Below are 25,925 nucleotides of genomic sequence, written 5' to 3'. Positions count from 1 at the left end.
CTTTCCCAGCGCAGCATCCGAATACCTCTCACGCACGGCGCATGTGAGGTGTGTCGTCCGATGGAGGTGACCGACGCTTGGAACCGCTGATCGAAGAGGCCGGGCTCGCCCGCAAGGGTGAGTCGACCGACCCGATTACGGCGCCGACCGGCGAGTCCGAGAAGAAGGTGGACACCCGGCGGAAGTCGCCGACCCAGATCGCCCTGGCGCGCCTGCGCAAGGACAAAATCGCGGTGATCTGCGGGTCCATCTTCTTGTTCTTCGTGCTGATCGCGATCTTCGCCCCCCTGCTGGCCAAGCTCGAGGGGCAGGACCCGGCCACGCTGAACCAGAACCTGATCGACCAGTACGGCTACCCGACCATCGCGCCCAACGGCGAGCACTGGTTCGGCATCGAGCCGCGCCTGGGCCGCGACCTGTTCGCGCGCTGGGTCTACGGCGCCCGCCCGTCACTGATCGTGGCCGGTTCGGTCACCGTGATCACCACGATCATCGGCGTGGTCGTCGGCCTGCTCGCCGGCTTCCTGGGCGGCTGGGTCGACCGGATCCTGTCCTGGGTCATCGACTTCGTGCTGAGCCTGCCGTACCTGCTGTTCGCCATCGCCGTCCCGGCCGCCCTGCTGGCCGTGTTCGTGGGCAACACCGAGAACGTGGCCAACGACGAGGTCGCCAACGTGCGGTTCTACTCGCTGATCCTCGTGCTGTCGTTCTTCGGCTGGGCCAGCCTGGCCCGGCTGATCCGCGGTGAGGTGCTCGGCCTGCGCGAACGCGAGTTCATCGCCGCGGCCAAGGTGCTCGGCGTGCCCACCCGCAAGGTGCTGTTCAAAGAGCTGCTGCCCAACCTGGTCGCACCCATCGTCATCTCGGTCTCGATGGCGCTGCCGGCCTACATCGTCACCGAGGCCGGCCTCACCTACCTCGGCGTCGGTCTCACCGAGCCGACACCGTCCTGGGGCCTGACCATCTACGCCGCCCAGAACTGGTACCGGGCCGATCCGCTCTACCTGTGGATCCCGGTGGCCGCCATCACGATCCTCGTGCTCGCGCTGAGCCTGCTCGGCGACTCGATTCGTGACGCATTCGATCCCCGCACCCGACGGTGACGTGGTGACGCCCAGTATGAGAAGAGGAGAAATGGCAAGGCGATTTAACGTTGCCATTGCGGCCACCGCCGCCGTGGCGCTCGGTGTGGCCGGCTGCAGCAGCCCGTCGTCGAACAACGACACCCAGGGCAGCGGCGACGACAACAAGATCACGACTCAGGTCAACGCGACCGACCCCAACGCCAAGGGTCCGGCCAAGGAGATCGAGGGTGCCCGCCCCGGCGGCGTCCTCAATGTCGTGGCCCAGACGACGCCGAACACCCTCGACCCGACGGACATCTACTACGTCGACTCGAACGAGATCGGCAAGACGCTCTTCCGTACGCCGACGCAGTTCGACATCCGCGACGGCAAGGCTGTTCTCGTCCCGGACCTCACCGACCTCGGCACCCCGTCGGCTGACAACCTGACGTGGACCTTCAAGATGCAGCCGAACATCAAGTACGAGGACGGCACGCCGGTCAAGGTCGAGGACCTCGCGTACTCGATCAAGCGGTCGTTCGCCCACGACATCTACGTCAACGGCCCGACGTACCAGCTGCAGTACTTCAAGGACGGCGACAAGTACAAGGGCCCGTACAAGGACGGCGACACCTACGCCGGCGTGGAGACCCAGGGCACCGACACCCTGATCATCCACCTGGCCAAGCAGTTCTCCGACCTGCCGTTCTACATGACCTTCCCGATGTTCACTCCGATCCCCAAGGAGAAGGACACCCGGCAGGACTACAAGAACAAGCCGCTGGCGACCGGCCCCTACAAGTTCAAGAGCTACCAGGCCGGCACCTCGCTGGTGCTCGAGAAGAACACCAACTGGGACCCGAACACCGACCCGGTGCGCCACCAGTACCTGGACGGCTTCAACTTCCAGTGGGGCGGCGACGCCATCAAGTCGCAGCAGGCCGTGCTGAACAGCAACGGCCAGGACGCCAACTCGATCAACTACGACGAGCTGGACGCCTCGCTGATCCCGCAGCTGACCGGCGACAAGCGTGAGCAGCTGGTTCAGGGTCAGAGCTCCTGCACGATCGTGTGGCAGCTGGACACCCGGAAGATCCCGCTGGAGGTCCGCAAGGCGGTCGCCAAGGCGTACCCGTACGACGCGCTCTACAAGGCGGCCGGCCTCAACGACTACGTGGCCGAGACGGCCAGCACGGTCATGCCGCCCTCGGTGCAGGGCTACGAGAAGTACACCCCGATCGCCGACCTGGCCGGTTCGGGCGCCGGTGACCCGGCGGCGGCCAAGGCCATGCTCGAGGCGGCCGGCAAGTCCGGCTTCGAGCTGTCGTACTACTTCGACAACACCAAGCCGCTCACCCAGCAGGTCAGCCAGATCCGGGCCGACGCGCTGACCAAGGCGGGCTTCAAGGTCAAGCCGATCGGTGTCTCCACCGCCGACCTGCGGACCAAGAAGGGCGACTACGACGCCCCGGTCAACATGGGCCAGAGCCCGGCCGGCTGGTGCTCCGACTGGCCCACCGGTGGCTCCTGGTTCCCGGTGCTGTTCCAGACGCACAGCATCGCCGACGGTCAGAGCTGGGGCATGCTGAGCGACAAGGCGCTCGACAAGGAGATCGACGACATCGCCAACCTGCCGGCGGAGGAGTCGACCTCGAAGTGGGCCGCGCTCGACAAGAAGGTCATGGAGCAGTACGTCGCTCTGCCGACCTACTACGACAAGCTGGCCGTCGTGAAGGGCACCAACGTGGGCACCACGGCAGGTGACCCGACCATGGGTATGCCGCTCTTCGTGAACATGTTCCTGAAGAGCTGACGCAGTAACTGCTGAATCCCGGGGTGGTCCGGCCTGCCGCTGAGCGGGCCGGGCCACCCCGGGCGCAAGATAGAGACCTCCGGCGCCGCGGCCACCCCACGCGCGTCCGATCCACTTCCCGGGCCCACCCCCGGCGCCGTGATGAAAGAGGAGCAAGCGGTGCTGCTGTACATCCTGAAACGCGTCCTGAGCGCGATCTCCGTCGTGATCGTGACGCTGGTGGCCAGCTTCGCGCTGTTCTTCTTCGCCCCGACCGACCCGGCCGGCGTCATCTGCGGCCCGCGCTGCACGCCCGAGCGGGTGGCCGACATCGAGTCGAGCCTCGGCCTCGACCAGCCGAAGGCCGAGCAGGTTCTGCTGTACATGAAGGGCATCGTCGTCGGGCGTGAGTACTCCACCGGCGGCGTCGTCCGGCACTGCGACGCGCCCTGCCTGGGCTACTCCTACACGCTCGGCCAGCCGGTCACCAAGCTGATCGGCGCGGCCCTGCCCGTGACCGTCTCCATCGTCATCGGCGGCGCCGTCGTCTACCTCATCGTCGGCATCCTGAGCGGCACGATCGCGGCTCAAGTACGAGGAACGTCGCTCGACCGGTTCGTGGTCGGCACGACCCTGGTCGTCCAGTCCATCCCGTACTTCGTCTTCGCCCTGATGATCGCCCTCTACGCCACCTTCCTGCCCGACTCGCGATATCACCCGTTCCTCGACAACCCCTTACTGTGGGCCGGCGGTCTGCTCGCGGCCTGGTTGACGATCGGCGTGACCAACGCGGCGTCCTACACCCGCTACTCGCGAGCGTCGATGATCGAGGCGCTGGGGCAGGACTTCGTCCGCACCGCGACGTCCAAGGGCATCAGCCGCCGGCGGGTCGTCTACCGCCACGGCCTGCGGGCCGGCCTGACCCCGGTCGTGACGATCTTCGGCATCGACCTGGCGTTCCAGCTCACCGGCGCGATCTTCACCGAGACCATCTTCAACCTGCCCGGCCTCGGCCTGCTCACCCTGCGGGCGTTCGGGCAGTACGACCTCCCCGTGCTCATGGGCGGCGTGCTCATCGGCTCGGTGGTGCTTGTCCTGATGAACCTGGTCGTGGACATCGTCTACACGTTCCTCGACCCGCGGGTCCGGCTCGGATGATCCCGGTCCGTATCCCGCAATCCACTCCCCGCAGCACGAAGGCGGCAGCATGAGCGACCAGACCACCGGCGTCCCGCAGACGGTGACCCGCGCCCCCCGCGAGGCGGCGGCCGGCGAGGAGGCCTACCTCGAGGTCACCGACCTGCAGGTGCAGTTCCCCACGGCCGACGGCCTGGTGCGGGCCGTGCAGGGCCTGAGCTATTCGGTCCCGCTGCGCCGCACGCTGGCCATCGTCGGCGAGTCCGGCTCGGGCAAGAGCGTGTCCAGCATGGCCGTCCTAGGCCTGCACGACCGCCGGGTCGCCCGGATCACCGGCTCGATCAAGGTCGGCGGCCGCGAGGTCGTCAACATGAGCGACAAAGACCTCGAGGGCTTCCGCGGCGGCGACGCCGCGATGATCTTCCAGGACCCGCAGTCGTCACTGCACCCGTACTTCACGGTCGGCAGCCAGATCATGGAGTCGTACCGGGCGCACAACAATGTGAGCAAGCGGGCGGCCAAGGAACGCGCGATCGACATGCTGGGCCGGGTCGGCATCCCCAACCCGCGCCGCCGCGTCGACCAGTACCCGCACGAGTTCTCGGGCGGCATGCGGCAGCGCGCGATGATCGCCATGGCGCTGGTCAACGACCCCAAGCTGCTGATCGCCGACGAGCCCACGACCGCGCTCGACGTGACCGTGCAGGCGCAGATCCTCGACCTGATCGCCGACCTGCAGCGCGACTTCGGCTCGGCCGTCGTCTTCATCACCCACGACCTGGGCGTGGTGGCCGAGATCGCCGACGACATCCTGGTCATGTACGCGGGCACGGCCGTCGAGCACGGCCCTGTGAACAAGATTCTCGGTGAGCCCCTTCACCCGTACGCGTGGGGTCTGCTCGAAAGCATCCCGGCGCTCACCGGCGAACCGCAGCCGCTGCACCCGATCCCCGGCACGCCGCCCAGCCTGCTCGCGGTGCCGTCCGGATGCCCGTTCCACCCGCGCTGCGAGTTCAAAGACCGGGTGCCCGACGACTGGTGCACCACCCTGCGGCCCGACCTGATCCCGCGGACGGCCGATCTGGGCCGCACCTCGCGGTGCCACCTGAAGGAACCCGACAAGGTCTTCGAGACCGAAGTTCTGCCCCGGCTGCCGTAAGAGGGACGACCATGACCGCTGCCACCACCCCCGCCAAGTCCGGCGTCCGCTCGGTGCCCGGGGCGCCGCTGCTCGAGCTCGACGGCGTCAAGATGCACTTCAAGGCCAAGGGCGACGGCCTGCTGGCCCGCAAGACCCAGTGGGTGCAGGCCGTCGACGGCGTCGACCTGACCGTGTCGCCGGGCGAGACGATCGGCCTGGTCGGCGAGTCCGGCTGTGGCAAGTCGACGACCGCGCGCCTGATCACGCGGCTGCTCGAGCCCACCGCCGGCGAGATCCGCTACCAGGGTGTCGACATCGCGCACATGTCCGAGCGCAAGCTGCGCCCGTACCGCCGCGAGATCCAGCTGATCTTCCAGGACCCGTACTCGTCGCTGAACCCGCGGCACACGGTCGGCACGATCGTGGGCACGGCCCTGCGTACGCACGGCATGGTGGCCAAGAGCGGCGAGCTGGCCCGCGTCCAGGAGCTGCTCGAGGTCGTCGGCCTGAACCCCGAGCACTACAACCGCTACCCGCACGAGTTCTCCGGCGGTCAGCGGCAGCGCATCGGCATCGCCCGGGCGCTGGCGGCCCGGCCGAAGATCATCGTGGCCGACGAGCCGGTGTCCGCGCTCGACGTGTCGATCCAGGCCCAGGTCATGAACCTGCTCGAGAGCCTGCGGCAAGAGCTCGGCATCGCGTTCGTCTTCATCGCGCACGACCTGGGCGTGGTGCGGCACTTCTGCGACCGGGTGGCGGTCATGTACCTCGGCCGCGTGGTCGAGGAGGGGCCGCGCGACGCCCTCTACGAGAAGCCGCAGCACCCGTACACGCAGGCGCTGCTCTCGGCCGTGCCGGACATCGGCGTGGTCCGCGGCGTGCCCCCGAAGAACCGGATCCGCCTGGTCGGCGACGTGCCGAGCCCGGTCGACCCGCCGTCGGGCTGCCGCTTCCGCACCCGGTGCTGGAAGGCGCAGGACATCTGCGCCACCGAGGACCCGGCCCTGATCGAGCGGGCCCCGGCCCAGCGCGTGGCGTGCCACTTCGCCGAGCCGCCGGCCGAGTCGATCCTCGCGGAGACGGCCTGACCTTGGTCCCGCCGCCCAGCCCGTCCGTCTATCGCACCAAGGCCCACCGGGTCCGGCAGCGCTCGTTGATCGCGCTGGCCGGGCTCGGGCTGGTTCTCGCCGGCTACGGCCTCGGCCGCTGGCAGGATTCGCCGGCGCCCTTGACGGCCCCGCCGGCGGCTGCCGCTGTCGCGCCGCCGGCTTCTTCGGAGCCGTCGCCGCCGTCGCCGTCGCCTTCGCTGGTGCCGACGATCTACGCGAAGCTGGAGGCCGAGGCGGCCGACGGCAACGTGGGCATCCAGGCGCAGCCGACCGAGGACGAGGGCGGCGGCGAGAACGTGGGCTGGATCGCCAACGGCGACCAGCTGCGCTTCGACGACGTCGACTTCGGGCCGGTGGCGGCGACCAAACTCGACGTGCGGGTGGCGTCGGACGCCGAGCGCGGGCGGATGGAGATCCGGCTCGACAGCGCCGAGGGGCCGGCCGCCGGCACGCTCAACGTCACGCGTACGGGCGGGTGGCAGAAGTGGCGCACCGACCAGGTCGACATCGAGCCGACGACCGGTAAGCACACGGTCTTCCTGGTCTTCGTGCGGGACGACGGCAACGAGTTCGTCAATCTGAACTGGCTGCAGTTCGTCCACTAGGTCTTCATACGGAGAAAGCCGTGCGAATCGCACGGCTTTCCTCGCGTCAGGCGGCGGCCGCCGCCAGTTCGCTCGTCCGGGGCTCGTGGACGACCGGAATGTTCAAGGTGACCACTCCGTTGTCACACCGCGCCTCGAGGCGGTCGGTGTCCAGCGACTCGGCCTCGCTCAGGTCGACCTCGCGAGTGACCGGGCCGGTGGCCGGGGCGCCGGCCTCGGCCGCATCCGCGCGACGCTCCGCGCGGAGGGTCAGGACGCCGTCCTCCACCGAGATGTCGATACCGGCCTTGTCGATTCCCGGCAGGTCGATGTCGACGTAGAAGGTCCCGTCGATCCGGTACGCGGCGAGGCGCGCCCCGGAACTGCGGGTGCTGTCGAACACGCGGCAGGTGAGCTGGTCGAGCTCCCGAACCGTCGCGCCGTGAGGCGACATGGTGGCTTCCTCCATTGCGTCGGCCCGGGCGGGGTAGGGCCCGGGGCCGTTTCTGACCAACGGAGATTGTGGTCCTCGAATTCCCCTGAGGACATGACCGGCGTCACCATCCGGGCAAATTGTTCGTTACGATCCGTTGTCGTCCAGCCTGAAGTCGGCGAAGTCGAAGCCCGGCGCCACGACACAGCTGACCAGCACATATTCCGTGCTGGCGGGCCCGGCCGCCTGCCACACGCCGGCCGGGATCAGCACCTGCGGGTGGTGGCCGTCACCGACACCCAGCGTGACGGTTCTCTCCTCGACCGGGTGCTCACCGTCACCGCCGAACCGTAGGGTCAGCGGTCCTCCGCCGTGCCAGAACCACAACTCGTCGGAGCGCACGACATGCCAGGCCGACCGCTCGCCCGGGTGCAGCAGGAAGTAGATGCCGGTCGCGGCGGCGCGCTCACCGGCGTACCCCTCGGGGTGAAAGGTCTGCGCGGAACGGTACGTCTCACGGAACCAGCCGCCCTCGGGGTGCGGCTGCAGGTCGAAGCGTTCGGCCAGGGGTGGTCGCGTCATGCCGATCATTCTGGTTTTCGAACAAATGTTCTATAGTGACGCGGTGGCGATCCTGCATGCCGACCTCGACGCCTTCTACGCGTCGGTCGAGCAGCGTGACGATCCCGCCCTGCGCGGGCGTCCGGTGCTGGTCGGGGGCGGGGTCGTGCTCGCCGCCAGCTACGAGGCCAAGGCCCGCGGCGTCCGCACCCCCATGGGCATCAGCCAGGCCCGGGCCCTGTGCCCGTCGGCCATCCTGGTCGCGCCCCGCATGAAGGCCTACTCGACGGCCAGCAAGGCGGTCTTCGAGATCTTCCGCGACACCACACCCCTGGTCGAGGGCATCTCCATCGACGAGGCGTTCCTCGACGTCGGCGGCCTGCTGCGGGTCAGCGGCACCCCGCGTGAGATCGCGGCCCGCCTGCGGGCCGAGGTGCGGGCCCAGGTCGGCCTGCCCATCACGGTCGGCATCGCGGGCACGAAGTTCCTGGCCAAGGTGGCCAGCGCCGTCGGCAAGCCGGACGGTCTGCTCGAGGTGGCCGCCGGCACCGAGCTGGCTTTCCTGCACCCGCTGCCGATCGAGCGCCTGTGGGGCGTCGGCCCGGTCACCTCGGCCAAGCTGCGCGAGCACCGCATCAACACGGTCGGCGACGTGGCCCGCATCGGCGAGGCCGCGCTGGTCTCCATGCTCGGCCCCGGCGCCGGCCGCCACCTGCATGCGCTTTCGCAAAATCGAGACCCCCGGCGCGTACGGGTGGGACACCGCCGCGGCTCGATCGGTGCTCAGTGTGCCCTGGGCCGCCGGCAACGCCCGTTCACCGAGATCGAAGCCACCCTCGACGCGCTGGTCGACCGGGTGAGCCGTCGCATGCGCAGCGCCCACCGGGCCGGCCGCACGGTCACGGTGCGCCTGCGCTTCGACGACTTCGGCCGCGCCACCCGCTCCCGCTCGCTGCTCAAGGCCACCATGCAGACCCGGGCCATCCAGACCACCGCCCGGGCCCTGCTGCGTGAGGCCCACCCGCTGATCGCCGAACGCGGCCTCACCCTGGTCGGCGTGGCGGTCAGCAACCTCGACGGCGACGGCTACGTCCAGCCGTCCCTGTTCGACGACACCGAGGACGACCGCCTCGACGTCGCCGTGGATGCCGTCCGCGATCGCTTCGGCTCGACCTCGCTGACCCGCGCCGCCACCATCGGCCGCGAACTGGGCCCCTCGGTTCCGATCCTGCCCGACTGAGGCAGACTGGTGCGGGTGCGGAAGATCAGTCTGATCGGGATCGGCGCGGGCGACCCGGACCACCTCACCCTGCAAGCGGCCAAGGCCATCGGGCGTACCGACGTGTTCTTCCTGCTCGACAAGGGTGAGCTCAAGCAAAGCATGATCGACCTGCGGGAGCGGATCATCCGCGGCTACTCCAAGCCGACCCGCCGCATGGTCACCGGGCGCGACCCCGACCGCGACCGCACCCCCGCCGACTACGAGGGCACGGTCGAGGACTGGCGGCACCGCCGGGCCCTCGTCATCGAAGAGATGCTGCTCGAGCACCTGCGTGAGGACGAGACCGGCTCCTTCCTGGTGTGGGGCGACCCTTCTCTGTACGACTCGTCGATGGCGATCCTCGACGAGGTGCTCGCCCGGGGGACGATCGCCTTCGAGTACGAGGTGATCCCCGGCATCAGCAGCGTCTCTGCGCTCGCGGCCCGGCACCGGGCGCCGCTGAACCGGGTCGGCCGGCCGTTCCAGGTGACGACCGGCCGCCGGCTCGCCGAGGGCTGGCCCGAGGGCGTCGACGACGTGGTGGTCATGCTCGACGCCCAGCAGGCCTTCACCGCGTACCCCGACGTGGACATCTTCTGGGGCGCCTACGTGGGGACGCCCGACGAGATCCTGCGGTCGGGCCGCGTGTCCGACGTCGCCGACGAGATCGTGGAGACACGGACGGCGGCCCGCGAGCAGCACGGCTGGATCATGGATACGTACTTGCTGCGGCGACCGGCTCCCTAGACCGCTTGGCAGCCAGCGTGTAGAGGGCCACGGCGGGCAGGACGAACAGGCCCGCCACCGAGATGCCGGCCCCGATCGAGCGGCGCCGGGCCACCAGGCCGGCGGGCGGGCCGCCGGCGATCTGCCCGAGCGCGTCGGCCTGCGACACGATCGAGAAGACCGTCGCCCGGGAGCGCGGCTCGGTGGCCGAGACCAGCCAGACGTTGAGCACCGGCTCGGCCGAATCACGCAACAGACGTACGCCCAAATAAAGCCCGACCGCCGCCCACCAGTGACCGGCCCCGCCGAGGCCGATCATGCCGAGAGCGATGAGCGCCTGCACGACGGCCAGCACCCGGCCGACCCGCTGCGGCCGGACGACGTCGATCCACTTGCCGGCCAGGCCGGTCACCACGATCGACCCGAGCGCGGCGGCCATCGCGAGACCGCCGAACACCAGCTCGACCGGGTAGCCGCCCAGGAAGGGCAGCAGGAACGGCTGGCTCAGACGGTCGAAACCCTCGCTGCTCATGCCCGCGAACAGCGTCGCGCCCAGGACGGCGGCGAGGACAGCGCTGTGCCGCACGGTCCGCACCCCGTCGACGACCTGGCGGTGCATCGACCGCCACGAGCCGACCGGCGCCGGGCTCCAGTTGTTCTCGGTCATGACGAACGCCAGCAGTACGCCGAGGGCCAGCGTGACGACGCCGCCGGCCACGATGGGCAGGGCCGGGGCGATCGCGGTGAGCCCGACGGCGGCCACGATGCCCACGAAAGAGCCGGCCTGGTAAACCTGCCCACCGCGGACGAAAGCCCGGGTGACCAGGTCGGGCGCGATCTCGTCGGACGCCCAGGCCTCCTCGGCGCCGTCCACACAGACCACACCGATGGACCAGACGACGGTTCCGGCGAGGATCGCGGCGTACGAGGGAACCAGGCCCCAGACGACCAGGCCGGCCCCCATCAGCAGGTAGCCGACGATGACACTGAGGCGCCGGCTGTACCGATCGGCGATCACCCCGGTCGGCACCTGAGCCACGAAACAGACGGTCTCCATCAGCGTGCCCACCAGCACAAGCTGAAGCGGCGACAGCCCGACGACGGTCGCCTGATAAATGAGGTTCAGGGTGAAAGCGGTGGTCGACGCGAACGAGCCGACCCCGCAGATGAGCAGATAAAGACGATATGACGACATGCGAAAGCACTCCGGTATCGAAAAGCCGACCCGGCGCCGGGGTGGATCGCTGCTAGTAGGGGGTCATCAGCCCGCAGCAGCCACAGGGCACCGGCCAAACCAAGCGATGCCACACGCAGTTGTCATGCGCCCATGCTGGAACTCGCTCTTCAGCCCGTCAATCGAATTTCGCTTGTCAGGGGTGGGCGGGGCGGCGGAAGAGGTGGGGGGCCGTGGACAGGCCGGCCCAGAGGATCAGGGTGACGACGCCCAGGATGAGGGCTGAGGCGCTGGCGGCTACGCCGATGGCGGAGGCGGCGGCGACCATGGGGAGGAGGCGCACGGACAGGGCGCCGCCCATGGCTCGGACCGAGGCGCTGTAGGCCAGGTCTCGGGTCAGGGATTCGGGTCTGGCTTCGGCCGCCACCCGGGCGTCCATGTCGCCCTCGAAGGCGGTTTGGGAGAGGCCGGCCGCGAACTGGGCCAGCAGGACCATGGGGGCGTAGACGGGGGCCAGGATCCAGCCGGCGAGCATGCCCAGGCCCCACAGGCACCAGCGGAGTACGGCGGGGAGGCGCAGGCGGGACAGGGCGGCCACGGCTCGGGTGGCGAGCAGGGTGCCCAGGCAGAAGGCGATCGCGGAGACGGCCACCCAGTTGTGGCCGTGGAGTTCGGCGATCACCGGGACGGCCAGCAGCGTCGGGCCCGAGGCCAGGACCATGACGCCGGCGCCGGCCAGCAGCAGTTGCGGCTGCGGGAGGCGCCAGCCGGCCGTTGCGGGCGGGGTGGCCGCGTGCCGCCACCTCGCCGGGAGCGCTCCGTCCTTCGTGGGGCCGGGGTGCGGAACGGCGCGGGCGCCGGGGGAAACGGCGCCGGTGTGGGCCGGGCGGGACAGGGGCGCGCTGGCCGATATGCGGGCTCGGCGTGCCACCAGCACGGTCGGGAGCAGGGAACCCACGTACACGATGAAGACCGCGACCAGCAGCCAGCCCGTCGGGTAGCCGAGGGTGCCCGTGGGGAGCAGGGCGGCGATGGCAGTGCCGGCGGCTTCGACCCCGGCGATGGCCACCGCGTAGCGGGTCATCGAGCGGGCCGACGCGTCCACGGCGGACACCTCGGCGCGCATGCCGGCGAAACCGGCCCAGGCGGCGATGTGCTGCAGAACCACGAGTACGGCGATGAGCCAGGACGGCCAGCCGGCGATCAGGCCGTACAGCGTGCCGAAGCGCAGCAGCACCTCGATGCCGGCCGCGCCGCGCAGCAGCGTGCGGCCGTTCAGGTGACGGGCCAGCCAACCCGTCACGGGGGCCGAGAGCACGACGCCGACCAGCATGGCCGCGTTGTAGAGCGCAGCCTCGGCCAGGCCGCCGCGGGCGGTGGCCATGAGCACGATGAACGTCCAGCCCAGGGCCATGCCGAACGAGTCGACCACGCCCGAGACGACGAGCTCACGCAGCCGGCCGGCCCGCCGCATGCCGCCGGGACCGGCCCGGCGGCGTCCACGGCGGGCGGCCAGCAGGTCAGACACGGGCGTACGACCCGACGAAGAGCGGCATCGGCTGGTCGAAGCCGTTGAAGTCCGACGCGTAGGCCAGGGTGTACGCCCCGGTGGTTCCGATGTAGAGCACGTCGCCGGTCTTGAGGCCGGCCGGCAGCATGATGCCGTACCCGATGGTGTCGCTGCTGTCGCACGTCGGCCCGGTGACCGTGTAGGGCACCAGGTCATCCGTACGGGAAAGGGAGGTCCGGATCGGGAAGTCCCAGCCGCCCGGCGTCTGCAGCACCTCCATGAGCCCGTTGAACGCACCCACCTCGAGGTACAGCCAGTTCTCCTCGTCGCGCCGCTCGTGCCCGATCACCGTGGCCGCCAGCACGCCGGACTCGGCCACCAGGTGCCGGCCGGGCTCGGCCACGATCAGGCCGGGCCGGTACGGCAGGGCGTCCAGCGCCTCGGTCGTGGCCGCGCCGATCTCGTCGATCGAGGGCACGCCGGTGGTGTAGCGGGCCGGGAAGCCGCCGCCCATGTCCAGCATCTCGAGCTCGATGCCCTCGTGGCGCAGCCGGTCCATCAGCTTGCCCGCGGTGTCGACCGCCGACGCCCAGGCCGACGGGCGCAGGCACTGCGAGCCGACGTGGAAGGTCACCCCGTACGGCCGCAGGTCGAGCCGCTGGGCGAGCAGCAGCAGGTCGTAGGCGTCCTCGACGTCCGTGCCGAACTTGCGGGAGAGCGGGAAGACGCTGGCCTCGTCGTCGACCCGCAGCCGGACGTAGACGGCCGCGCCCGGAGCGTGCTCGGCGATCTTGGCCAGCTCGTTGGGGGAGTCGAAGCTGAAGCGCCACAGGCCGGCCGCGTGGGCGGCCGCGATGTGCGACGCCGGCTTGATCGGGTTGCTGTAGAGCACGTCGGCCGGGTCGACCCCGATGGCCTGCAGCTTGCGCAGCTCGCCGATCGAGGCGACCTCGAAGCTCGCGCCGCCGGCGTGCAGGGTGCGCAGGATCTCCTCGGCCGGGTTGCACTTCATCGCGTAGTGCACGGCCACGCCGGGCAGGGCGGCCTGGAACGACGCGAGGCGGTCGGCCACCGTGTCCAGGTCGGTCATCAGGTACGGCGTCGGCACGTCGACGATCCCGCCGAGCGTCGCGGGGGCGAGCGGGGTGGGCCACGAGGTCATGCGGGGATCTCCAGTCGGGGGTCGGCGCCTTCGAGGAACAGCCGCCCGGCCTCAATGGCCGGAACGGGGCGGGAGAAGTAGTAGCCCTGAGCGAAGTGGCAGCCCATGTCGCGGAGCGCGGCGAGCTGCCCGAACTCCTCGATGCCTTCGGCGACCGTGGCCATGCCGAGGCTCTTGCCGAGCTGGACGATGGTGTCGGCCAGCGCGGTGTCGTCGGTCAGGGCGCCCAGCCGCTCGACGAACGAGCGGTCGATCTTGAGGGTGTCGACCGGGAACCGCCGCAGGTAGGCCAGCGACGAGTAGCCGGTGCCGAAGTCGTCGATGGCCAGCGTCACGCCGAGCGCCTTGAGCCGCAGCAGCTGCTCGAGGTTGTCGTCGGTGTCGGTCATCAGCACGCTCTCGGTCATCTCGAGGCAGAGCTGGTCGGCCGGCATGCCGGTCTCGGCCAGGATCTCGGCCACCACGTCGACCAGGTCGGCGCGGTCGAACTGGCGGACCGACACGTTGACCGCCATCTTGACCGGGCGGCCGTCGCCGGCCTGGCTCCACTCGACGGCCTGGCGGCACGCCTCGCGCAGCACCCAGCGGCCCAGCGGCACGATGAGCCCGGTGGCCTCGGCGATCGGGATGAACTCGGCCGGCGGGATCAGGCCGCGGGTCGGGTGCATCCAGCGGGCCAGCGCCTCGAACCCGATGACCTCGCTGCTGCCCAGGTCGACGGTCGGCTGGTAGTGCAGCTTGAGCTGGTTGCGCTCCAGGGCCAGGCGCAGGTCGGCCTCGAGCTCGAGCCGGGCCACCAGGCCCGACAGCATCTCGGGGTCGTAGCTGGCGTAGCCGCTGCCGCCGGCCGACTTGGCCTTGTACATGGCCAGGTCGGCGTTGCGCATCAGCTGCTCGGCGCCGTCGTCCTCGCCGTCGGCCAGCAGACCGGCCTTGGCCAGGCCGATGCTGGCCTGCACGTGGATGTCGCGGCTCTCGCTGGCGAACGGCTCCTCGAGGACGTCGATGATGCGCTGCGCGACCTGCTCGGCGTCGTCGCCGCCGCGGTCCGATTCGATGAGGACGGCGAACTCGTCGCCACCGAAGCGGGCCACGACGTCGACCTCGCGGACCGAGGCGCGCAGCCGGTCGGCCACCTGCACGAGCAACTGGTCGCCGGCCAGGTGGCCGAGGCTGTCGTTGACCTCCTTGAACCCGTCGAGGTCGAGGAAGAGCACGGTGACCTCGCCGTCGGCCGGGCGCTGGCGCAGGGCCTCGCCGACCCGCTCGCGGAACAGCGCGCGGTTGGCCAGCTGGGTCAGCGCGTCGTGGTAGGCCTCGTGGACGAGCTGGTCCTGCAGCTCCTTGCGCTCGCTGATGTCGCGGGTGTTGAGCACCAGGCCGGCCACGCTGGGGTCGCTGAGCAGGTTGGTGATGGTCATCTCGGCCTGCCGGCGCCGCCCGTCGCGGTGCTGCACGGTCAGTTCGAGCACGGTCGTGGCGTACGGGCGGCCGGCCACCTGCCGCAGCGCCTGGGCCAGGCGCAGGCCGGACTCGGGGTCGAGCAGCTTGGTCAGGCGACGGCCGTGCAGGGCCCGCGCCGGGTAGCCGAAGACCCGGTGCACCGACTCGCTCTGGTAGAGCACGTCGGCCTCGGGGCTGACCACGGTGACCACGTCGGAGCTGTGCTGCACCAGAGCCTTGAAGCGCTGCTCGCTGGCGAACAGCTCGGCCGTGCGGGCCTCGACGCGGGCCTCGAGCGTACGGGTGAGGTTGCGGTTCTCGCGCAGCGTCAGCAGCTGGCGGCCGACGATCAGCAGGATGAGGACCGAGCGGGTGTAGGCGACGAACCCGTTGCTGTGCCCGGTCGTGGCGTACCAGACGACCGAGGTGAACAGGGCGGCCAGCACGGCCACGTACGGCAGCAGGATGCCGACCGGCTGGCCGCTGTCCGACTCGACGACCTCGCCGGTACGCCGTACGGGCATCAGGGCGGCCACCAGGATCAGCGAGAAGCCGGTGAACCAGCCGATGTCGGTGACGCCGCCGGAGCTGTAGCTGCCGAGCAGATTGAGGTAGACGTAGCCGATGTCCGAGACCGCGAACGCCCCGATGCCGACGCCGACCAGCGCCAGCTGGTTGAAGGTGCGGCCGCTGCGGCGCTGCTGGGCCAGCATGTAGAGCACCATCGTCACGATCACCACGTCGCCCAGCGGGTAGGCCAGGCTGACGTAGAGGGCGAGCGGGCTGTTCTGGCCGGCGTCGAGCAGCGGCTGCACCACGAAGATCCACGCCATCAGCACGAGCGAGGCGGCCACCATGAGGCCGTCGAGGACGCTGCGGACCCGGCCGGCCAGCGCCTGGGCCCGGCTGGGCAGCACGAGCAGGCCGATCGGCAGGAGCACGACCATGCCGAGGTAGCCGATGTCGGCCTGCGACGGCAGGTGCACCTCGCGGCCCAGGACGGTCTGGATCCAGCAGGCCGCGGCCTGGCCGAGTCCCCAGCTGAGCACGCCCAGGCCGACCAGGGCCCAGCCCCAGCGCATGCGCCCGGAGAATCGGCGGGCCCGCCACAGGCAGGCCAGCGCGGCCGCGATCGCGGCGAAGCACAGCCCGAAGTTGGAGACGACCAGGGTGAAGTCGGCGCCGCCGGTCCCGGTGCTCAGGACGAACGCGAAGGCCACGACGAACGAGCCGACCAGGGCGCAGAGTGCGTACCACCCGGCCGGTCGGCGCGTTTCGGTGCTGGCTGCCATCAGACGTGTCTCCGGTCCGCCGAGAAACCGCCCCGAGGTGGGCGGTCGTAGGGCCTAGATCGGGACCGCGGGACCGACCTTGAGCAGTTCTCGGAGGCAAAACGGGAGCAGAGGCATTGACGTACGTCTCTGGGTGGTGACAACGTTGTCACGGGAGGTCACTTCATGCACTCGCTCCTCAGCGCCATCCTGATCACCGGCTTGGCCGCCGCGCCCGCCGCGCTTGCCCCCGCTTCGGCCGCTTCTTCCGCGCCCGCGCTCGCCGCGCGTGCCCCCGCCGCGGCCGCGGACCCGGTGGATCTCGTTCGGCCTTTCGTGGGCACCGAGAACTTCGGCAACACTTTCCCCGGCGCCAGCGCGCCGTTCGGGATGGTGCAGGTCAGCCCGGACACGGGCGGCCAGGGCGGCTACGACTACAAACAGTCGACGATCTACGGCTTCAGCCAGACCCATCTCTCCGGAGTGGGCTGCGGCGTCGCCGGCGAGCTGCCGATCATGCCGACCACCGGCGCCATCACCAGCGTCGATCCGAACGTCTACCGGTCGGCCTACAGTCACGCCGACGAGGAGGCGTCGCCCGGCTACTACCGGGTCGGGCTTTCCACGTACGACGTACGGGCCGAACTAACCGCGACCGAGCGCACCGGCTGGCAGCGCTACACGTTCCCGTCCACCCAGGCGGCCAATGTCCTGTTCAACACGGGCAAGGCCAACCAGAACGTGTTCGACTCCGAGATCCACGTGGTGGGCGACCGGACGATCGAGGGCCGGATCGAGGCGGGCAACTTCTGCGCCGGGAAGGACGACCACACCGTCTACTTCACGGCCTCGTTCGACCGGCCGTTCGCCGCCTTCGGCACGTGGCGCGGCTCGACCCGCAGCGACGGCAGCCGGGATGCGGCCGGGTCGGGTTCGAACGGCGCGTACGTCACGTTCGACGCCTCGGCCGACCGGGACGTCGTGGTGAAGGTGGGACTGTCGTACACAGGTGTGGCCGGTGCGCGCGCAAATCTGGCCGCTGAGACTAACGGTTACGACTTCGAAACGACTCGCGCCGCGCTGCGGACCAAATGGTCGGCCGCGCTCGACAAGGCAAAGATCGGCGGCGGTACGGAAGAGCGGCGCGCGGCCTTCTACACGGCGCTCTACCACTCGTTGCTGCACCCGAACCTGGCCGGCGATGTGGACGGCTCGTACGTCGGCTTCGACCGCGCCGTGCACAAGGCGGACGGCTATACGCCGTACCAGAATTTCTCGCTCTGGGACACGTACCGCCCGCAGAACCAATTGCTGGAGCTGCTCGAACCGGACGTCGCCCGCGATGTGGCGCTCAGCGTGCTTGCGATCGGCCGCGACGGCGGCTGGCTGCCCCGGTGGGCCCTGGTCAACAGCGAAACCAACATCATGACCGGCGATCCGGTGACCCCGTTCCTGGTCGAGGCCTGGTCCAAGGGGCTGCTGAAGGGTCACGAGCTTGCGGCGTACGAGTTGTTGCGCGCGAACGCCCTCGGTGAACCGCCGGCAGCGTCGCCCTACAACGGTCGTACGGGCATCAAGTACTACAGCGACCGCGGGTACATACCATCCGGTCTGCAACTCGGGACGGACTGTGTGCACAAGGGTGGCGACAACGATTGCGTGCACCCCGCCTCGGCCACGCTCGAATACGCGGCGGCCGACGCCGCGCTGGCGTTGATGGCTTCGGCGCTCGGCAAGACGGCGGACGCAAAGCTCCTGGCCGGACGCGGGCAGTGGTACCGCAACCTCTGGGACTCCTCGATCAAGCACTTCCGGCCGCGCACGGTCGAAGGCACGTGGCTGACCCCGTACGACCCGGTGGCGGCGGCCCAGCAGTTCCACGAGGGCGGGGCCTACCAGTACCAATGGCTGGTGCCGCAGGATCCGGCCGGGCTCGTGCGGCTGATGGGCGGACGGCCGGCGACCGAGCGGCGGCTGGACAACTTCTTCGCGTACGCGAAACTGCTGCAGGACCCGGCCGGGACCGCCCGCAACGAGTGGATCGCCAGCCCGTACGACTACTACGCCAAGCCGACGTACAACCCGAACAACGAGCCCGACCTGCTCGCGCCGTACATGTACCACTGGGCCGGCGCCCCCGCCAAGACGGCCACGGTCGTGCGGGCGGCGATGACGCTGTTCACCACCGGCCCCGACGGCATGACCGGCAACGACGATCTGGGCACGATGAGCGCCTGGTACGTCTTCTCGTCGCTCGGCCTCTACCCGACGATGAGCGGCGCCAACTTCCTGGCCGTGTCCAGCCCCCAGTTCCCCTCAGCCACGCTGGCGCTGAAGGCCGGCACTCTGACGATCACCGCACCCGGCGCCAGCGACCAAAACCGTTACATCCAGCGCGTACGGATCAACGGCGCCCAACTGACCCGCAACTGGCTGCCATGGTCAGCGGTCGGCTCCGGCGGCACGATCGCTCACACGCTGGGCACGACCCCGTCCACCTGGGGCACCGCGGCCGCCGCCGAACCTCCGTCGGTGAACCAGGCCGCCCCCGACAACCGAACCCACCTCGACGCCACGCTGCGCCCAACCACCGCCGCCCTGCCCGCAACCACATCCGCCGCCGACTCAACGCCTGCTTCTCCGCCGGCGGCTGACACGCCGCCTTCTTCGGCTGCCGGCTCAATAGTTGCCACGCCGGCTACATCGGCTGGCGGTTCGGCTGCTGCCACGTCGGTCCCTTCCGCTGCTAGCTCGGCGGCTACCACGTCGGTCTCTCCCGCTGCCGGCTCAACGGCTGCCACGCCAGGTTCTTCCGCTGTCGGCTCGGTGGGTGCCGCGCCGGTCTCTTTGGCTGCTGGCTCGGCGGGTGCCGCGCCGGCTTCTTCGGCTGCTGGCTCGGCGACGGCCGCGTCGGTTCCTTCCGCTGTCGGCTCGACGGCTGCCACGTCGGTCTCTTCCGCTGCGGGCTCGGCGGCTGCCACGCCAGTCTCTTCCTCTGCCGGCTTGGCGGGTGCTGCGCCGGTGCGTTCTGGTTCTGCGGGGGAGCCGGTGGCATCCGGTCGCGGGCCTTTGCCGGGTCGGCCTGGGTCTGCGGTTGCTGCGCTGGCCGCTGGGGACGCTGCTGTTCTCACCGTTGACCTGGTTGGGCAGGCGCCGGGTTCGCTGACGCCGCGGGTGTCGGCCAGCGCCCCTGCGGGCTGGACGGCCACGGTTCGGCAGGCCGGCACGCTGGTGTCTCGGCACTTGCCCGTCTCGGGCACAGCGACCGTCACCGTGACTGCGCCCGCGGGCACGGCGGTCGGCAGCTATCCGTTGTCGGTCACGGTGACCGGCGGCGGGGCGACGCTGCAGAAGTCGGCGAGCCTCGTCGTGACGACGCCCGCCACCTGCGCGTCATCGTCGGCGGCGGGCCAGTGCGCGATCGACCTCGCCTCGGCGCACACCAAGGACGGCACGGCCACGGTCGCCGAAACCACTCAAGGCAACTTCGACGGCGGCGGCTGGAGCTACGACGCCGCGCTCATGCCTGCGGCCGGGCCGGTCACCTGGGCCGGTGTCACGTACGACGCGCCCGATCCCACCGGCACGGCCCCCAACTTCGTACCGGCCACGGGTCAGACCCTGCTTCTGCCCGCCACCGCCCGCACCTCGGCCAATCTGGTGCTGACCAGCCACAATGGTCCCGTCGGCACATCGGTCACCATCGGCTACACGGATGGCACCTACGCTTCCACCCCGGTGACCGTCGCCGACTGGTGCGGTACAGCCGCCGCGGGCACGACCGCCGTCCTCTCCATGCCGCACCGGATCAAGTCGGGCCAGGGCGTCGACGGCCCACCGGTGGCCCTGTTCGAAGCCCGCATCCCGCTCAGCGCCGACAAGCAGATCCGCTCCATCACCCTGCCGTCCGACCCCCGGGTCTACGTCTACGCCGTAACACTCACCTGACGTCACGCAGCCTTGCCGGGGCAGGGGAAATGCCGCCGACAGCGTGCCGGATCGGGTGTGCCTGAACACCGGCGCACTCAACCAATCCTTCAGCGCAGAGGACGGTGGCGTGTCTACTTGTCGCGGCCCTGCCACGTTGTCACGCAGGCCTCGTTGCCCTCGGGGTCGGCCAGCACCCAGAACGATGGGGCTCGGGCGTCGGAGAGGATGCGGCCCCCGGCGGCCACGGCGGCTTCGATGCGGTGCGGGGCCTCGTCGTGCGGGACTGAGATGTCGAAGTGCAGGCGGTTGCGCTGGGGGCGGGGCTGATCCATCTGCTGGAACCAGATCGCCGGGCCTTGGCCGAGCGGGTCGACCAGCGGACCGTCGGCCGCGGCGCCGGGCTCGTCGGCGTAAGCCAGGACCGCCTGCCAGAACGGGCGCACGGCGGGGATGTCGAGCGCGTCGACGGCGATTTCGAGCAGCTGGACCGTCCGTGGGGCGGCCGGGTCGAGACCGGGCTCGGTCTTCAGCCCGGCCGCCGTGATCGTGCGGGCCAGCTCGGCGTCGAGGTCGGTCACCGCCCCCAAGGCACGTGACTGCACCGTCAGCACCACCTGGCCGGGCCGCACGTCGATGCGCAGATGGCCGTCGGCATGGTCGCCGCAGGCCGCCACCGCTCGGGACGCGACCTCGACGCCCTCGGCCAGCGAGCCCACCGGCACCGAGCTGCACAACGCGCCCAGCACGAGCCGCCACCCGTCATCGCCGACTGCCTCGGACGCCGCCTGCCGGCTCAGCCTTTGTTCCATGCCGGGCATCCTCTCAGAGCCCTACGACATTTCTGATTGGCGTGCGGCGGGGAGGGCCGCGGTTGTCGGCCGGGTGAAGGCGGCCAGCAGGAAGGCGAAGAAGATCAGCAGGTTGACGATCCAGCGGGGGTCGTCGAGGTGGAGGCCGGCCTCGAACTGGGCTCGCTCGGCCGCGGTCAGGGGAGTGGTGGAGCGTTCGGCCGTGTCGAAGTCGAGGCGGTCGGGGGCGAAGGTGAGATAGGTCCAGATGCGGAGGACGAAGTAGAGGGCGGCGGCCAGCACGATGAAGAAGCGGCGGCGACCGGGGCGCCAGCCGAGGATCAGCAGGACGGGGATGATGATCAGCTCGGTGGGGACGTTGGCGGCGATCGCGATGGGGATGCTGGGCAGGAACAGCCGGACCATCGTCTCGCCGGTGATCGAGGGGCTGTCGAGGGCCAGGTTCCAGAGCAGGATGCCGATGGCGCCGCCGAAGCCGAACAGCGCCATCGTGGTGGCTCCCGCCCCGATGAGCGTGTTCTCGACCCGTGCGCTCACGACCGGCCGGCGGCTGACCGTGCGCGCGGCGAAGGCGATGAGAGCCGCCCAGGCTGCGCCGGCCAGCAGCGCGACCGGCACGGGCAGGAACTCGGCGAGCGAAAGCCCCTGAACCACGACGACGAACAGGGCCGCCAACACGTACGGAAAATGGGTTCTCATGGCGGCCGACGCTAGGGAGCAGGCCCCACACTGGGCATCTGCCGAACGGCCTAGGCCGGGTTCAAAGGTCGAGCAGGCCGGCCTCGCGGGCGTGCGCCACCGCCTGCAGGCGGCTGGTCGCGTCGAGTTTGCGGAAGATGTGGCTCAGGTGGGCCTTCACCGTGCCGGGGGCTACGAAGAGGGCGCCGGCGATCTCGCGGTTGGAGCGGCCGGCGGCCAGATGACGCAGAACCTCCATCTCCCGCGCGCTGAGCGGCTCGATCGCCGCCGCGGGAACGCCCGGCGAAGCAACGCCGGCGGCGGGTGGAGAGGCGACGGCGGCCCGGGAGGGAAGACTTCGTACGGCCAGCACGGCGATCAGCAGCACCAGCGTGCCGAAGATCGGCATCACCCACCAGTGCGGATCGCCGCCCTCGGCCATGGCGAACGACCACCCGACGACCACCATCGCCCAGGTGAAGCACCCGGTCAGGACGGCGCCGACCAGCAGGGCCCGGCGTGCCCGGTCAGACATCCCAGCGTTCCAGGTCGCGCAGCCAGGCGTTCGCGTTGCCGTCCGAGGGGGCCCGCCAATCGCCGCGCGGCGAGAGGGAACCGCCCGCGGCCACCTTGGGTCCGTTGGGCATCGCCGACCGTTTGAACTGGGCGAAGGCGAAGAACCGGCGGCAGAACTGCTCGAGCCAGTGCCGGATCTCGGGCAGGTCGTAGGTGATCCGCTTGGGCTCGGGGAAGTTGGGCGGCCAGGCGCCGGCCTGCGCGTCCCGCCAGGCGTGCCAGGCCAGGAAGCCGATCTTCGTCGGGCGCATGCCGTAGCGGAGCACGTGGAACAGCGCGAAGTCGTGCAACGCGTACGGGCCGATCGTGCTTTCCGTCGACTGCAGTTCTTCGCCCGGCACCAGCTCGGGGCTGATCTCGGTGTCGAGCACCGCGGTCAGCACCGACCCCACCTCGTCGTCGAAGATCTTCTCGCTGACCACCCAGCGGATCAGGTGCTGCATCAGCGTCTTGGGCACGCCGCCGTTGACGTTGTAGTGGCTCATCTGGTCGCCGACGCCGTACGTGCACCAGCCCAGCGCCAGCTCGGACAGGTCGCCCGTGCCGAGCACGATGCCGCCGCGCTGGTTGGCCAGCCGGAACAGGTAGTCGGTGCGCAGGCCGGCCTGCACGTTCTCGAACGTCACGTCGTAGACCAGCTCGCCCGAGGCGAACGGGTGGCCCATCTCGGTGAGCATCAGCTTGGCCGTCGAGGTGATGTCCAGTTCGGCCGCCGTCACCCCGAGCGCCCGCATCAGGCGGTGCGCATTGTCCTTCGTACGGGACGAAGTGGCGAAGCCCGGCATGGTGAACCCGAGGATGTCGCTGCGCGGGCGGCCTGCCCTGTCCATGGCCCGGGCGGCCACGATCAGCGCGTGGGTGGAGTCGAGCCCGCCCGAGACGCCGATGACCACCTTCGGGTTGCCGATCGCCCCGAGCCGTTGCTGCAGGCCGGAGACCTGAATGTTGTACGCCTCGTAGCAGTCGAGGTCGAGCCGCGCGATGTCGGCCGGCACGAACGGGAAGCGTTCGACCCGGCGTCGCAGCCCGAGATCGGTCGCCGGTGGGTCGAGCCGGAAACCGACGGACCGGAAATTACTCGTACGCGCGGAGTGGGTGCGCCGGTTGTCGTCGAAGCTGCCCATTCGCAGTCTCTCCTGCCGCAGCAGATCGAGATCCACGTCGGCCACCGAGGCCAGGTCGTCCAGGGGGAAGCGCTCCGACTCGGCCAGCAGCGCCCCGTTCTCGTAGATCATGGTCTGCCCGTCCCAGGACAGGTCGGTGCTGGACTCGCCCAGCCCGGCCGCGGCATAGACGTACGCGGCCAGGCAGCGCGCCGACGCCGACTTGCACAGGATCTTGCGGTCCTCGGCCCGGCCCACGGTGATCGGGCTGCCCGAGAGGTTGAGCAGCACGGTGGCTCCGGCCAGGGCGGCCTCGGCGCTGGGCGGGATCGGGACCCACATGTCCTCGCAGATCTCGACGTGCACGACCAGGCCGGGCACGTCTTCCGCGTCGAACAGCAGGTCCGTACCGAAGGGAATCTGCTGCCCGTCGAAGGTGAAGCTGCCGCCGCGCTCGTCGTCGCCCGCCGCGATCTGCCGCTTCTCGTAGAACTCGCGGTAGTTGGGCAGGTACGACTTCGGCGCGATGCCCAGGATCCGGCCCCGGTGCACGACGACCGCGCAGTTGTAGATGCGGTTGCGGTGCCGCAGCGGCGCCCCGACCACCAGCACCGGCAGCAGCTCGGCCGAGCCGGCCACGATCGTGCGCAGCCCGGCCAGCACGTCGTCGAGAACCACGTCCTGCATGAGCAGGTCTTCGATCGAGTAGCCGGTGAGCCCGAGCTCGGGGAACAGCGCGACGGCAACCCCCTGCTCCGAGCATTCGCGAGCGGTGCTCAGGATCCTTTCGGCGTTGGCGGCCGGGTCGGCGATGGCGGCGTGGTTGGTGCACGCGGCGACCCGCGCGAACCCGTGCTGATAGATCGACCGGAAGTTCACGATCCCATTCTCCGGCAGCCGGCCTCACCTCCGCAGCAGGGCGGCCATGTCGGCAGCCGGCAGGCCTCAGGCGTCAGGTCGCAGCAGGGCGGCCATCTCGGGGAGCTTGAAGAACTCGGCGGTGGCGACCGCCGAAGGGGTGCCGGCGTCCGGGTCGGCGCCGGCGGCGAGCAGGGTCGTCACCGTCTCGGCGTTCTGGCGGAAGACGGCGGCCGACAGCGCGGTCTGCCCCCGGTCGTTGACCCGGTTGGGGTCGGCGCCCCGCTCGAGCAGCGCGGCCACCGTCTGCGGGTGTTCGTGGTAGGCGGCCAGGATCAGCAGCGTGTCGCCCTTGTCGTTGGTGAGGTTGGCCGGCAGGCCCGCCGTCACGTTGGCCGCCAGTTCGTCGGTCTCGCCGGCGCGGGCCAGGTCGAACATGCGGTGGGCGTAGGCGATCGTCTCTTCATCCAGTTCAGCCACAGCCGAACCCTATCGGCCCTGCTCAGGCGGGCAGATCGAGGCCGACGTGCAGCCAGCGGGCCAGGTCCCGGATCTCGTGCCGCACCGCGTCTTCCACGTCCCCGGCCACCGGCTCGTCGTAGTGGACGGCGTCGACGCGCAGGACGCCCTGCTTGCGGTCGGTGGTGGCGTCGAGCTTGCCGATCAGCCGGTCGCCGCTGAGGATCGGCAGCGCGTAGTAGCCCCACCGGCGCTGGGCGGCCGGCTTGTACATCTCGAGGTTGTAGTCGAACTCGAAGAGGTCGGTCATCCGCTTGCGGTCGAAGATCAGCCGGTCGAGCGGGGACAGCAAGGCCGTACGCCCCTGGAACTCGCCCTCGAGGAAGAAGGGGTCGACCCGCCAGTGCCCGCGCACGCCTTCGATCACCGCAGGCTCACCGGCGTCGCTCTTGCGGGCCAGGCCCAGCGACCGCAGCAGCCGCTCGGACCGGATCCGCGTCGCCTCCTCGCCCGGCACCACGTCGTCGGGGTAGACGCGGCGGGCCAGGTCGAACAGGCGCTCGCGGCCGTCCCGGTCGGCCACGGCGACCTCGCCCCGCACGATCAGGCATTCGAGCATCATGCTGACGTTGCGGTTGTTGTTCCAGCCCGACGAGCCCCACGGCACCTGCGCCGTGTCGGGGATCGCCGACTGCAGCACCGGGCCGTCCACGTCCAGGATTTCCAGGACGTCCCGCCGGAACTTGTCGTTCGCGTCGACCCAGTGCTGGGCGCTGGGGTGGCCGAACTGGGAGTCGGGCGCCGAGTGGGCCGCCATCTCGGCGCGGAACAGCGGGATGTCGTCCATCGGCCGGATCATGCCGCGCAGTTCCACGTACGTGCGGTCGGTCAGCCCTTCGGCCAGCTCCGACGTGCGATAGCTCGACCCGAGCCGGCTCCACGCCACCAGGTCGGCGCTGGGCGCGACGGCCGCCGTCTGGTCGTACTGCAGGAACGTCAGCCGGCTGACCACGTCGAACAGGTCGGCCGGCCGCCGCGCGTCGAGCAATTGCGCGCGTACGGCGATCCGGCGCGCCTCTTGCCGGCTGAGCTCAACCGTCATGCGGTGACCCTAGTGAGAGGGGGCGGCGTTGTGTGAACGCCG

The 25,925-nt window shown here is 70.2% G+C and carries 21 protein-coding genes; 9 read left to right on the top strand and 12 right to left on the bottom strand.

Going from position 1 to position 25,925, the window contains the following annotated elements:
- Positions 1–77: 77 nt before the first annotated feature.
- The 6 genes from OWR29_RS18535 (at position 78) to OWR29_RS18510 (ending at position 6,848) form a co-directional block, all read left to right on the top strand.
- Entirely contained in the window at positions 78–1,103 is a 1,026-nt protein-coding gene (locus OWR29_RS18535) for an ABC transporter permease (RefSeq protein WP_267564153.1), read from the top strand.
- A gap of 31 nt (positions 1,104–1,134) precedes the next feature.
- A complete protein-coding gene (locus OWR29_RS18530; RefSeq protein ID WP_267564152.1) occupies positions 1,135–2,877 on the top strand; it encodes an ABC transporter substrate-binding protein in 1,743 nt (580 codons plus the stop codon).
- 159 nt (positions 2,878–3,036) lie between these two features.
- Entirely contained in the window at positions 3,037–4,014 is a 978-nt protein-coding gene (locus OWR29_RS18525; protein WP_267564151.1) for an ABC transporter permease, read from the top strand.
- A 49-nt stretch (positions 4,015–4,063) separates the two neighbouring features.
- Entirely contained in the window at positions 4,064–5,152 is a 1,089-nt protein-coding gene (locus OWR29_RS18520; protein ID WP_267564150.1) for an ABC transporter ATP-binding protein, read from the top strand.
- 11 nt (positions 5,153–5,163) lie between these two features.
- Positions 5,164–6,222: an ABC transporter ATP-binding protein gene (locus OWR29_RS18515; RefSeq protein WP_267564149.1), complete on the top strand. Its 1,059-nt coding sequence runs from the start codon at positions 5,164–5,166 to the stop codon at positions 6,220–6,222.
- Between the two features lie 2 nt (positions 6,223–6,224).
- Positions 6,225–6,848 carry a carbohydrate-binding protein gene (locus OWR29_RS18510; RefSeq protein ID WP_267564148.1) on the top strand — a complete coding sequence of 208 codons (624 nt, stop codon included), beginning with the start codon at positions 6,225–6,227 and terminating at the stop codon, positions 6,846–6,848.
- A 46-nt stretch (positions 6,849–6,894) separates the two neighbouring features.
- Here OWR29_RS18510 and OWR29_RS18505 read toward each other — a convergent pair whose 3' ends face one another.
- Positions 6,895–7,281 carry an Hsp20/alpha crystallin family protein gene (locus tag OWR29_RS18505; protein WP_267564147.1) on the bottom strand — a complete coding sequence of 129 codons (387 nt, stop codon included), beginning with the start codon at positions 7,279–7,281 and terminating at the stop codon, positions 6,895–6,897.
- A gap of 126 nt (positions 7,282–7,407) precedes the next feature.
- A complete protein-coding gene (locus tag OWR29_RS18500) occupies positions 7,408–7,851 on the bottom strand; it encodes a cupin domain-containing protein (protein WP_438872614.1) in 444 nt (147 codons plus the stop codon).
- A gap of 16 nt (positions 7,852–7,867) precedes the next feature.
- On the opposite strand from OWR29_RS18500, the gene dinB reads away from it, so the two are divergent.
- A complete protein-coding gene (dinB, locus tag OWR29_RS18495; RefSeq protein WP_267564440.1) occupies positions 7,868–9,061 on the top strand; it encodes a DNA polymerase IV in 1,194 nt (397 codons plus the stop codon).
- A gap of 15 nt (positions 9,062–9,076) precedes the next feature.
- Positions 9,077–9,829, top strand: coding sequence for a precorrin-6A synthase (deacetylating) (gene cobF, locus OWR29_RS18490; RefSeq protein ID WP_267564145.1), 753 nt, complete (start codon positions 9,077–9,079; stop codon positions 9,827–9,829).
- On the opposite strand, the gene OWR29_RS18485 is transcribed toward cobF, so the two are convergent.
- The 4 genes from OWR29_RS18485 to OWR29_RS18470 form a co-directional block, all read right to left on the bottom strand.
- The gene (locus OWR29_RS18485) at positions 9,792–11,003 is read right to left on the bottom strand and encodes an MFS transporter (protein ID WP_267564144.1); all 1,212 of its coding nucleotides are present in this window, start codon (positions 11,001–11,003) and stop codon (positions 9,792–9,794) included. The genes cobF and OWR29_RS18485 overlap by 38 nt on opposite strands.
- Before the next feature lie 175 nt (positions 11,004–11,178).
- Positions 11,179–12,510 carry a hypothetical protein gene (locus OWR29_RS18480; protein WP_267564143.1) on the bottom strand — a complete coding sequence of 444 codons (1,332 nt, stop codon included), beginning with the start codon at positions 12,508–12,510 and terminating at the stop codon, positions 11,179–11,181.
- Positions 12,503–13,654, bottom strand: a complete 1,152-nt coding sequence (locus OWR29_RS18475; RefSeq protein ID WP_267564142.1) for a type III PLP-dependent enzyme — start codon at positions 13,652–13,654, stop codon at positions 12,503–12,505. Before OWR29_RS18475 ends, OWR29_RS18480 begins: the two co-directional genes overlap by 8 nt.
- Positions 13,651–16,389, bottom strand: a complete 2,739-nt coding sequence (locus tag OWR29_RS18470; protein ID WP_267564141.1) for a putative bifunctional diguanylate cyclase/phosphodiesterase — start codon at positions 16,387–16,389, stop codon at positions 13,651–13,653. Before OWR29_RS18470 ends, OWR29_RS18475 begins: the two co-directional genes overlap by 4 nt.
- 165 nt (positions 16,390–16,554) lie before the next feature.
- Here OWR29_RS18470 and OWR29_RS18465 point away from each other — a divergent pair, with 165 nt between their 5' ends.
- Positions 16,555–20,316 (top strand): GH92 family glycosyl hydrolase, encoded by a 3,762-nt coding sequence (locus OWR29_RS18465; protein WP_267564140.1) that lies wholly within the window; start codon positions 16,555–16,557, stop codon positions 20,314–20,316.
- A gap of 113 nt (positions 20,317–20,429) precedes the next feature.
- Here OWR29_RS18465 and OWR29_RS18460 read toward each other — a convergent pair whose 3' ends face one another.
- From OWR29_RS18460 to OWR29_RS18435, 6 genes are all read right to left on the bottom strand, one after another.
- Positions 20,430–21,107: a 4a-hydroxytetrahydrobiopterin dehydratase family protein gene (locus OWR29_RS18460; protein ID WP_267564139.1), complete on the bottom strand. Its 678-nt coding sequence runs from the start codon at positions 21,105–21,107 to the stop codon at positions 20,430–20,432.
- A 21-nt stretch (positions 21,108–21,128) separates the two neighbouring features.
- Positions 21,129–21,806 (bottom strand): hypothetical protein, encoded by a 678-nt coding sequence (locus tag OWR29_RS18455; RefSeq protein ID WP_267564138.1) that lies wholly within the window; start codon positions 21,804–21,806, stop codon positions 21,129–21,131.
- A 61-nt stretch (positions 21,807–21,867) separates the two neighbouring features.
- Complete coding sequence (locus tag OWR29_RS18450) at positions 21,868–22,320, bottom strand: response regulator transcription factor (RefSeq protein WP_267564137.1); 453 nt, start codon at positions 22,318–22,320, stop codon at positions 21,868–21,870.
- Positions 22,313–24,343, bottom strand: a complete 2,031-nt coding sequence (locus OWR29_RS18445; RefSeq protein WP_267564136.1) for an NAD(+) synthase — start codon at positions 24,341–24,343, stop codon at positions 22,313–22,315. Before OWR29_RS18445 ends, OWR29_RS18450 begins: the two co-directional genes overlap by 8 nt.
- Positions 24,344–24,409: 66 nt before the next feature.
- On the bottom strand, positions 24,410–24,760 hold the full coding sequence (locus OWR29_RS18440) for an ankyrin repeat domain-containing protein (protein ID WP_324291254.1): 351 nt from the start codon (positions 24,758–24,760) through the stop codon (positions 24,410–24,412).
- A gap of 64 nt (positions 24,761–24,824) precedes the next feature.
- Positions 24,825–25,883 carry a DNA glycosylase AlkZ-like family protein gene (locus OWR29_RS18435; RefSeq protein ID WP_267564134.1) on the bottom strand — a complete coding sequence of 353 codons (1,059 nt, stop codon included), beginning with the start codon at positions 25,881–25,883 and terminating at the stop codon, positions 24,825–24,827.
- Positions 25,884–25,925 lie beyond the last annotated feature (42 nt).

It is taken from the genome of Paractinoplanes pyxinae, assembly GCF_026626335.1.
GTDB lineage: Bacteria > Actinomycetota > Actinomycetes > Mycobacteriales > Micromonosporaceae > Actinoplanes > Actinoplanes pyxinae.
This window is presented reverse-complemented; position numbering and strand designations above follow the sequence as displayed.

Bases quoted from the DNA above. Each gene is read 5' to 3' on its own strand.
- OWR29_RS18530 (WP_267564152.1), top strand. From the start codon at position 1,135: ATGGCAAGGCGATTTAACGTTGCCATTGCGGCCACCGCCGCCGTGGCG.
- OWR29_RS18455 (WP_267564138.1), bottom strand. From the start codon at position 21,806: ATGAGAACCCATTTTCCGTACGTGTTGGCGGCCCTGTTCGTCGTCGTG.
- OWR29_RS18500 (WP_438872614.1), bottom strand. From the start codon at position 7,851: ATGATCGGCATGACGCGACCACCCCTGGCCGAACGCTTCGACCTGCAG.
- OWR29_RS18475 (WP_267564142.1), bottom strand. From the start codon at position 13,654: ATGACCTCGTGGCCCACCCCGCTCGCCCCCGCGACGCTCGGCGGGATC.
- OWR29_RS18515 (WP_267564149.1), top strand. From the start codon at position 5,164: ATGACCGCTGCCACCACCCCCGCCAAGTCCGGCGTCCGCTCGGTGCCC.
- OWR29_RS18435 (WP_267564134.1), bottom strand. From the start codon at position 25,883: ATGACGGTTGAGCTCAGCCGGCAAGAGGCGCGCCGGATCGCCGTACGC.
- OWR29_RS18465 (WP_267564140.1), top strand. From the start codon at position 16,555: ATGCACTCGCTCCTCAGCGCCATCCTGATCACCGGCTTGGCCGCCGCG.
- OWR29_RS18470 (WP_267564141.1), bottom strand. From the start codon at position 16,389: ATGGCAGCCAGCACCGAAACGCGCCGACCGGCCGGGTGGTACGCACTC.
- OWR29_RS18505 (WP_267564147.1), bottom strand. From the start codon at position 7,281: ATGTCGCCTCACGGCGCGACGGTTCGGGAGCTCGACCAGCTCACCTGC.
- OWR29_RS18450 (WP_267564137.1), bottom strand. From the start codon at position 22,320: ATGTCTGACCGGGCACGCCGGGCCCTGCTGGTCGGCGCCGTCCTGACC.
- OWR29_RS18485 (WP_267564144.1), bottom strand. From the start codon at position 11,003: ATGTCGTCATATCGTCTTTATCTGCTCATCTGCGGGGTCGGCTCGTTC.
- OWR29_RS18520 (WP_267564150.1), top strand. From the start codon at position 4,064: ATGAGCGACCAGACCACCGGCGTCCCGCAGACGGTGACCCGCGCCCCC.
- OWR29_RS18460 (WP_267564139.1), bottom strand. From the start codon at position 21,107: ATGGAACAAAGGCTGAGCCGGCAGGCGGCGTCCGAGGCAGTCGGCGAT.
- dinB (WP_267564440.1), top strand. From the start codon at position 7,868: ATGTTCTATAGTGACGCGGTGGCGATCCTGCATGCCGACCTCGACGCC.
- OWR29_RS18440 (WP_324291254.1), bottom strand. From the start codon at position 24,760: ATGTTCGACCTGGCCCGCGCCGGCGAGACCGACGAACTGGCGGCCAAC.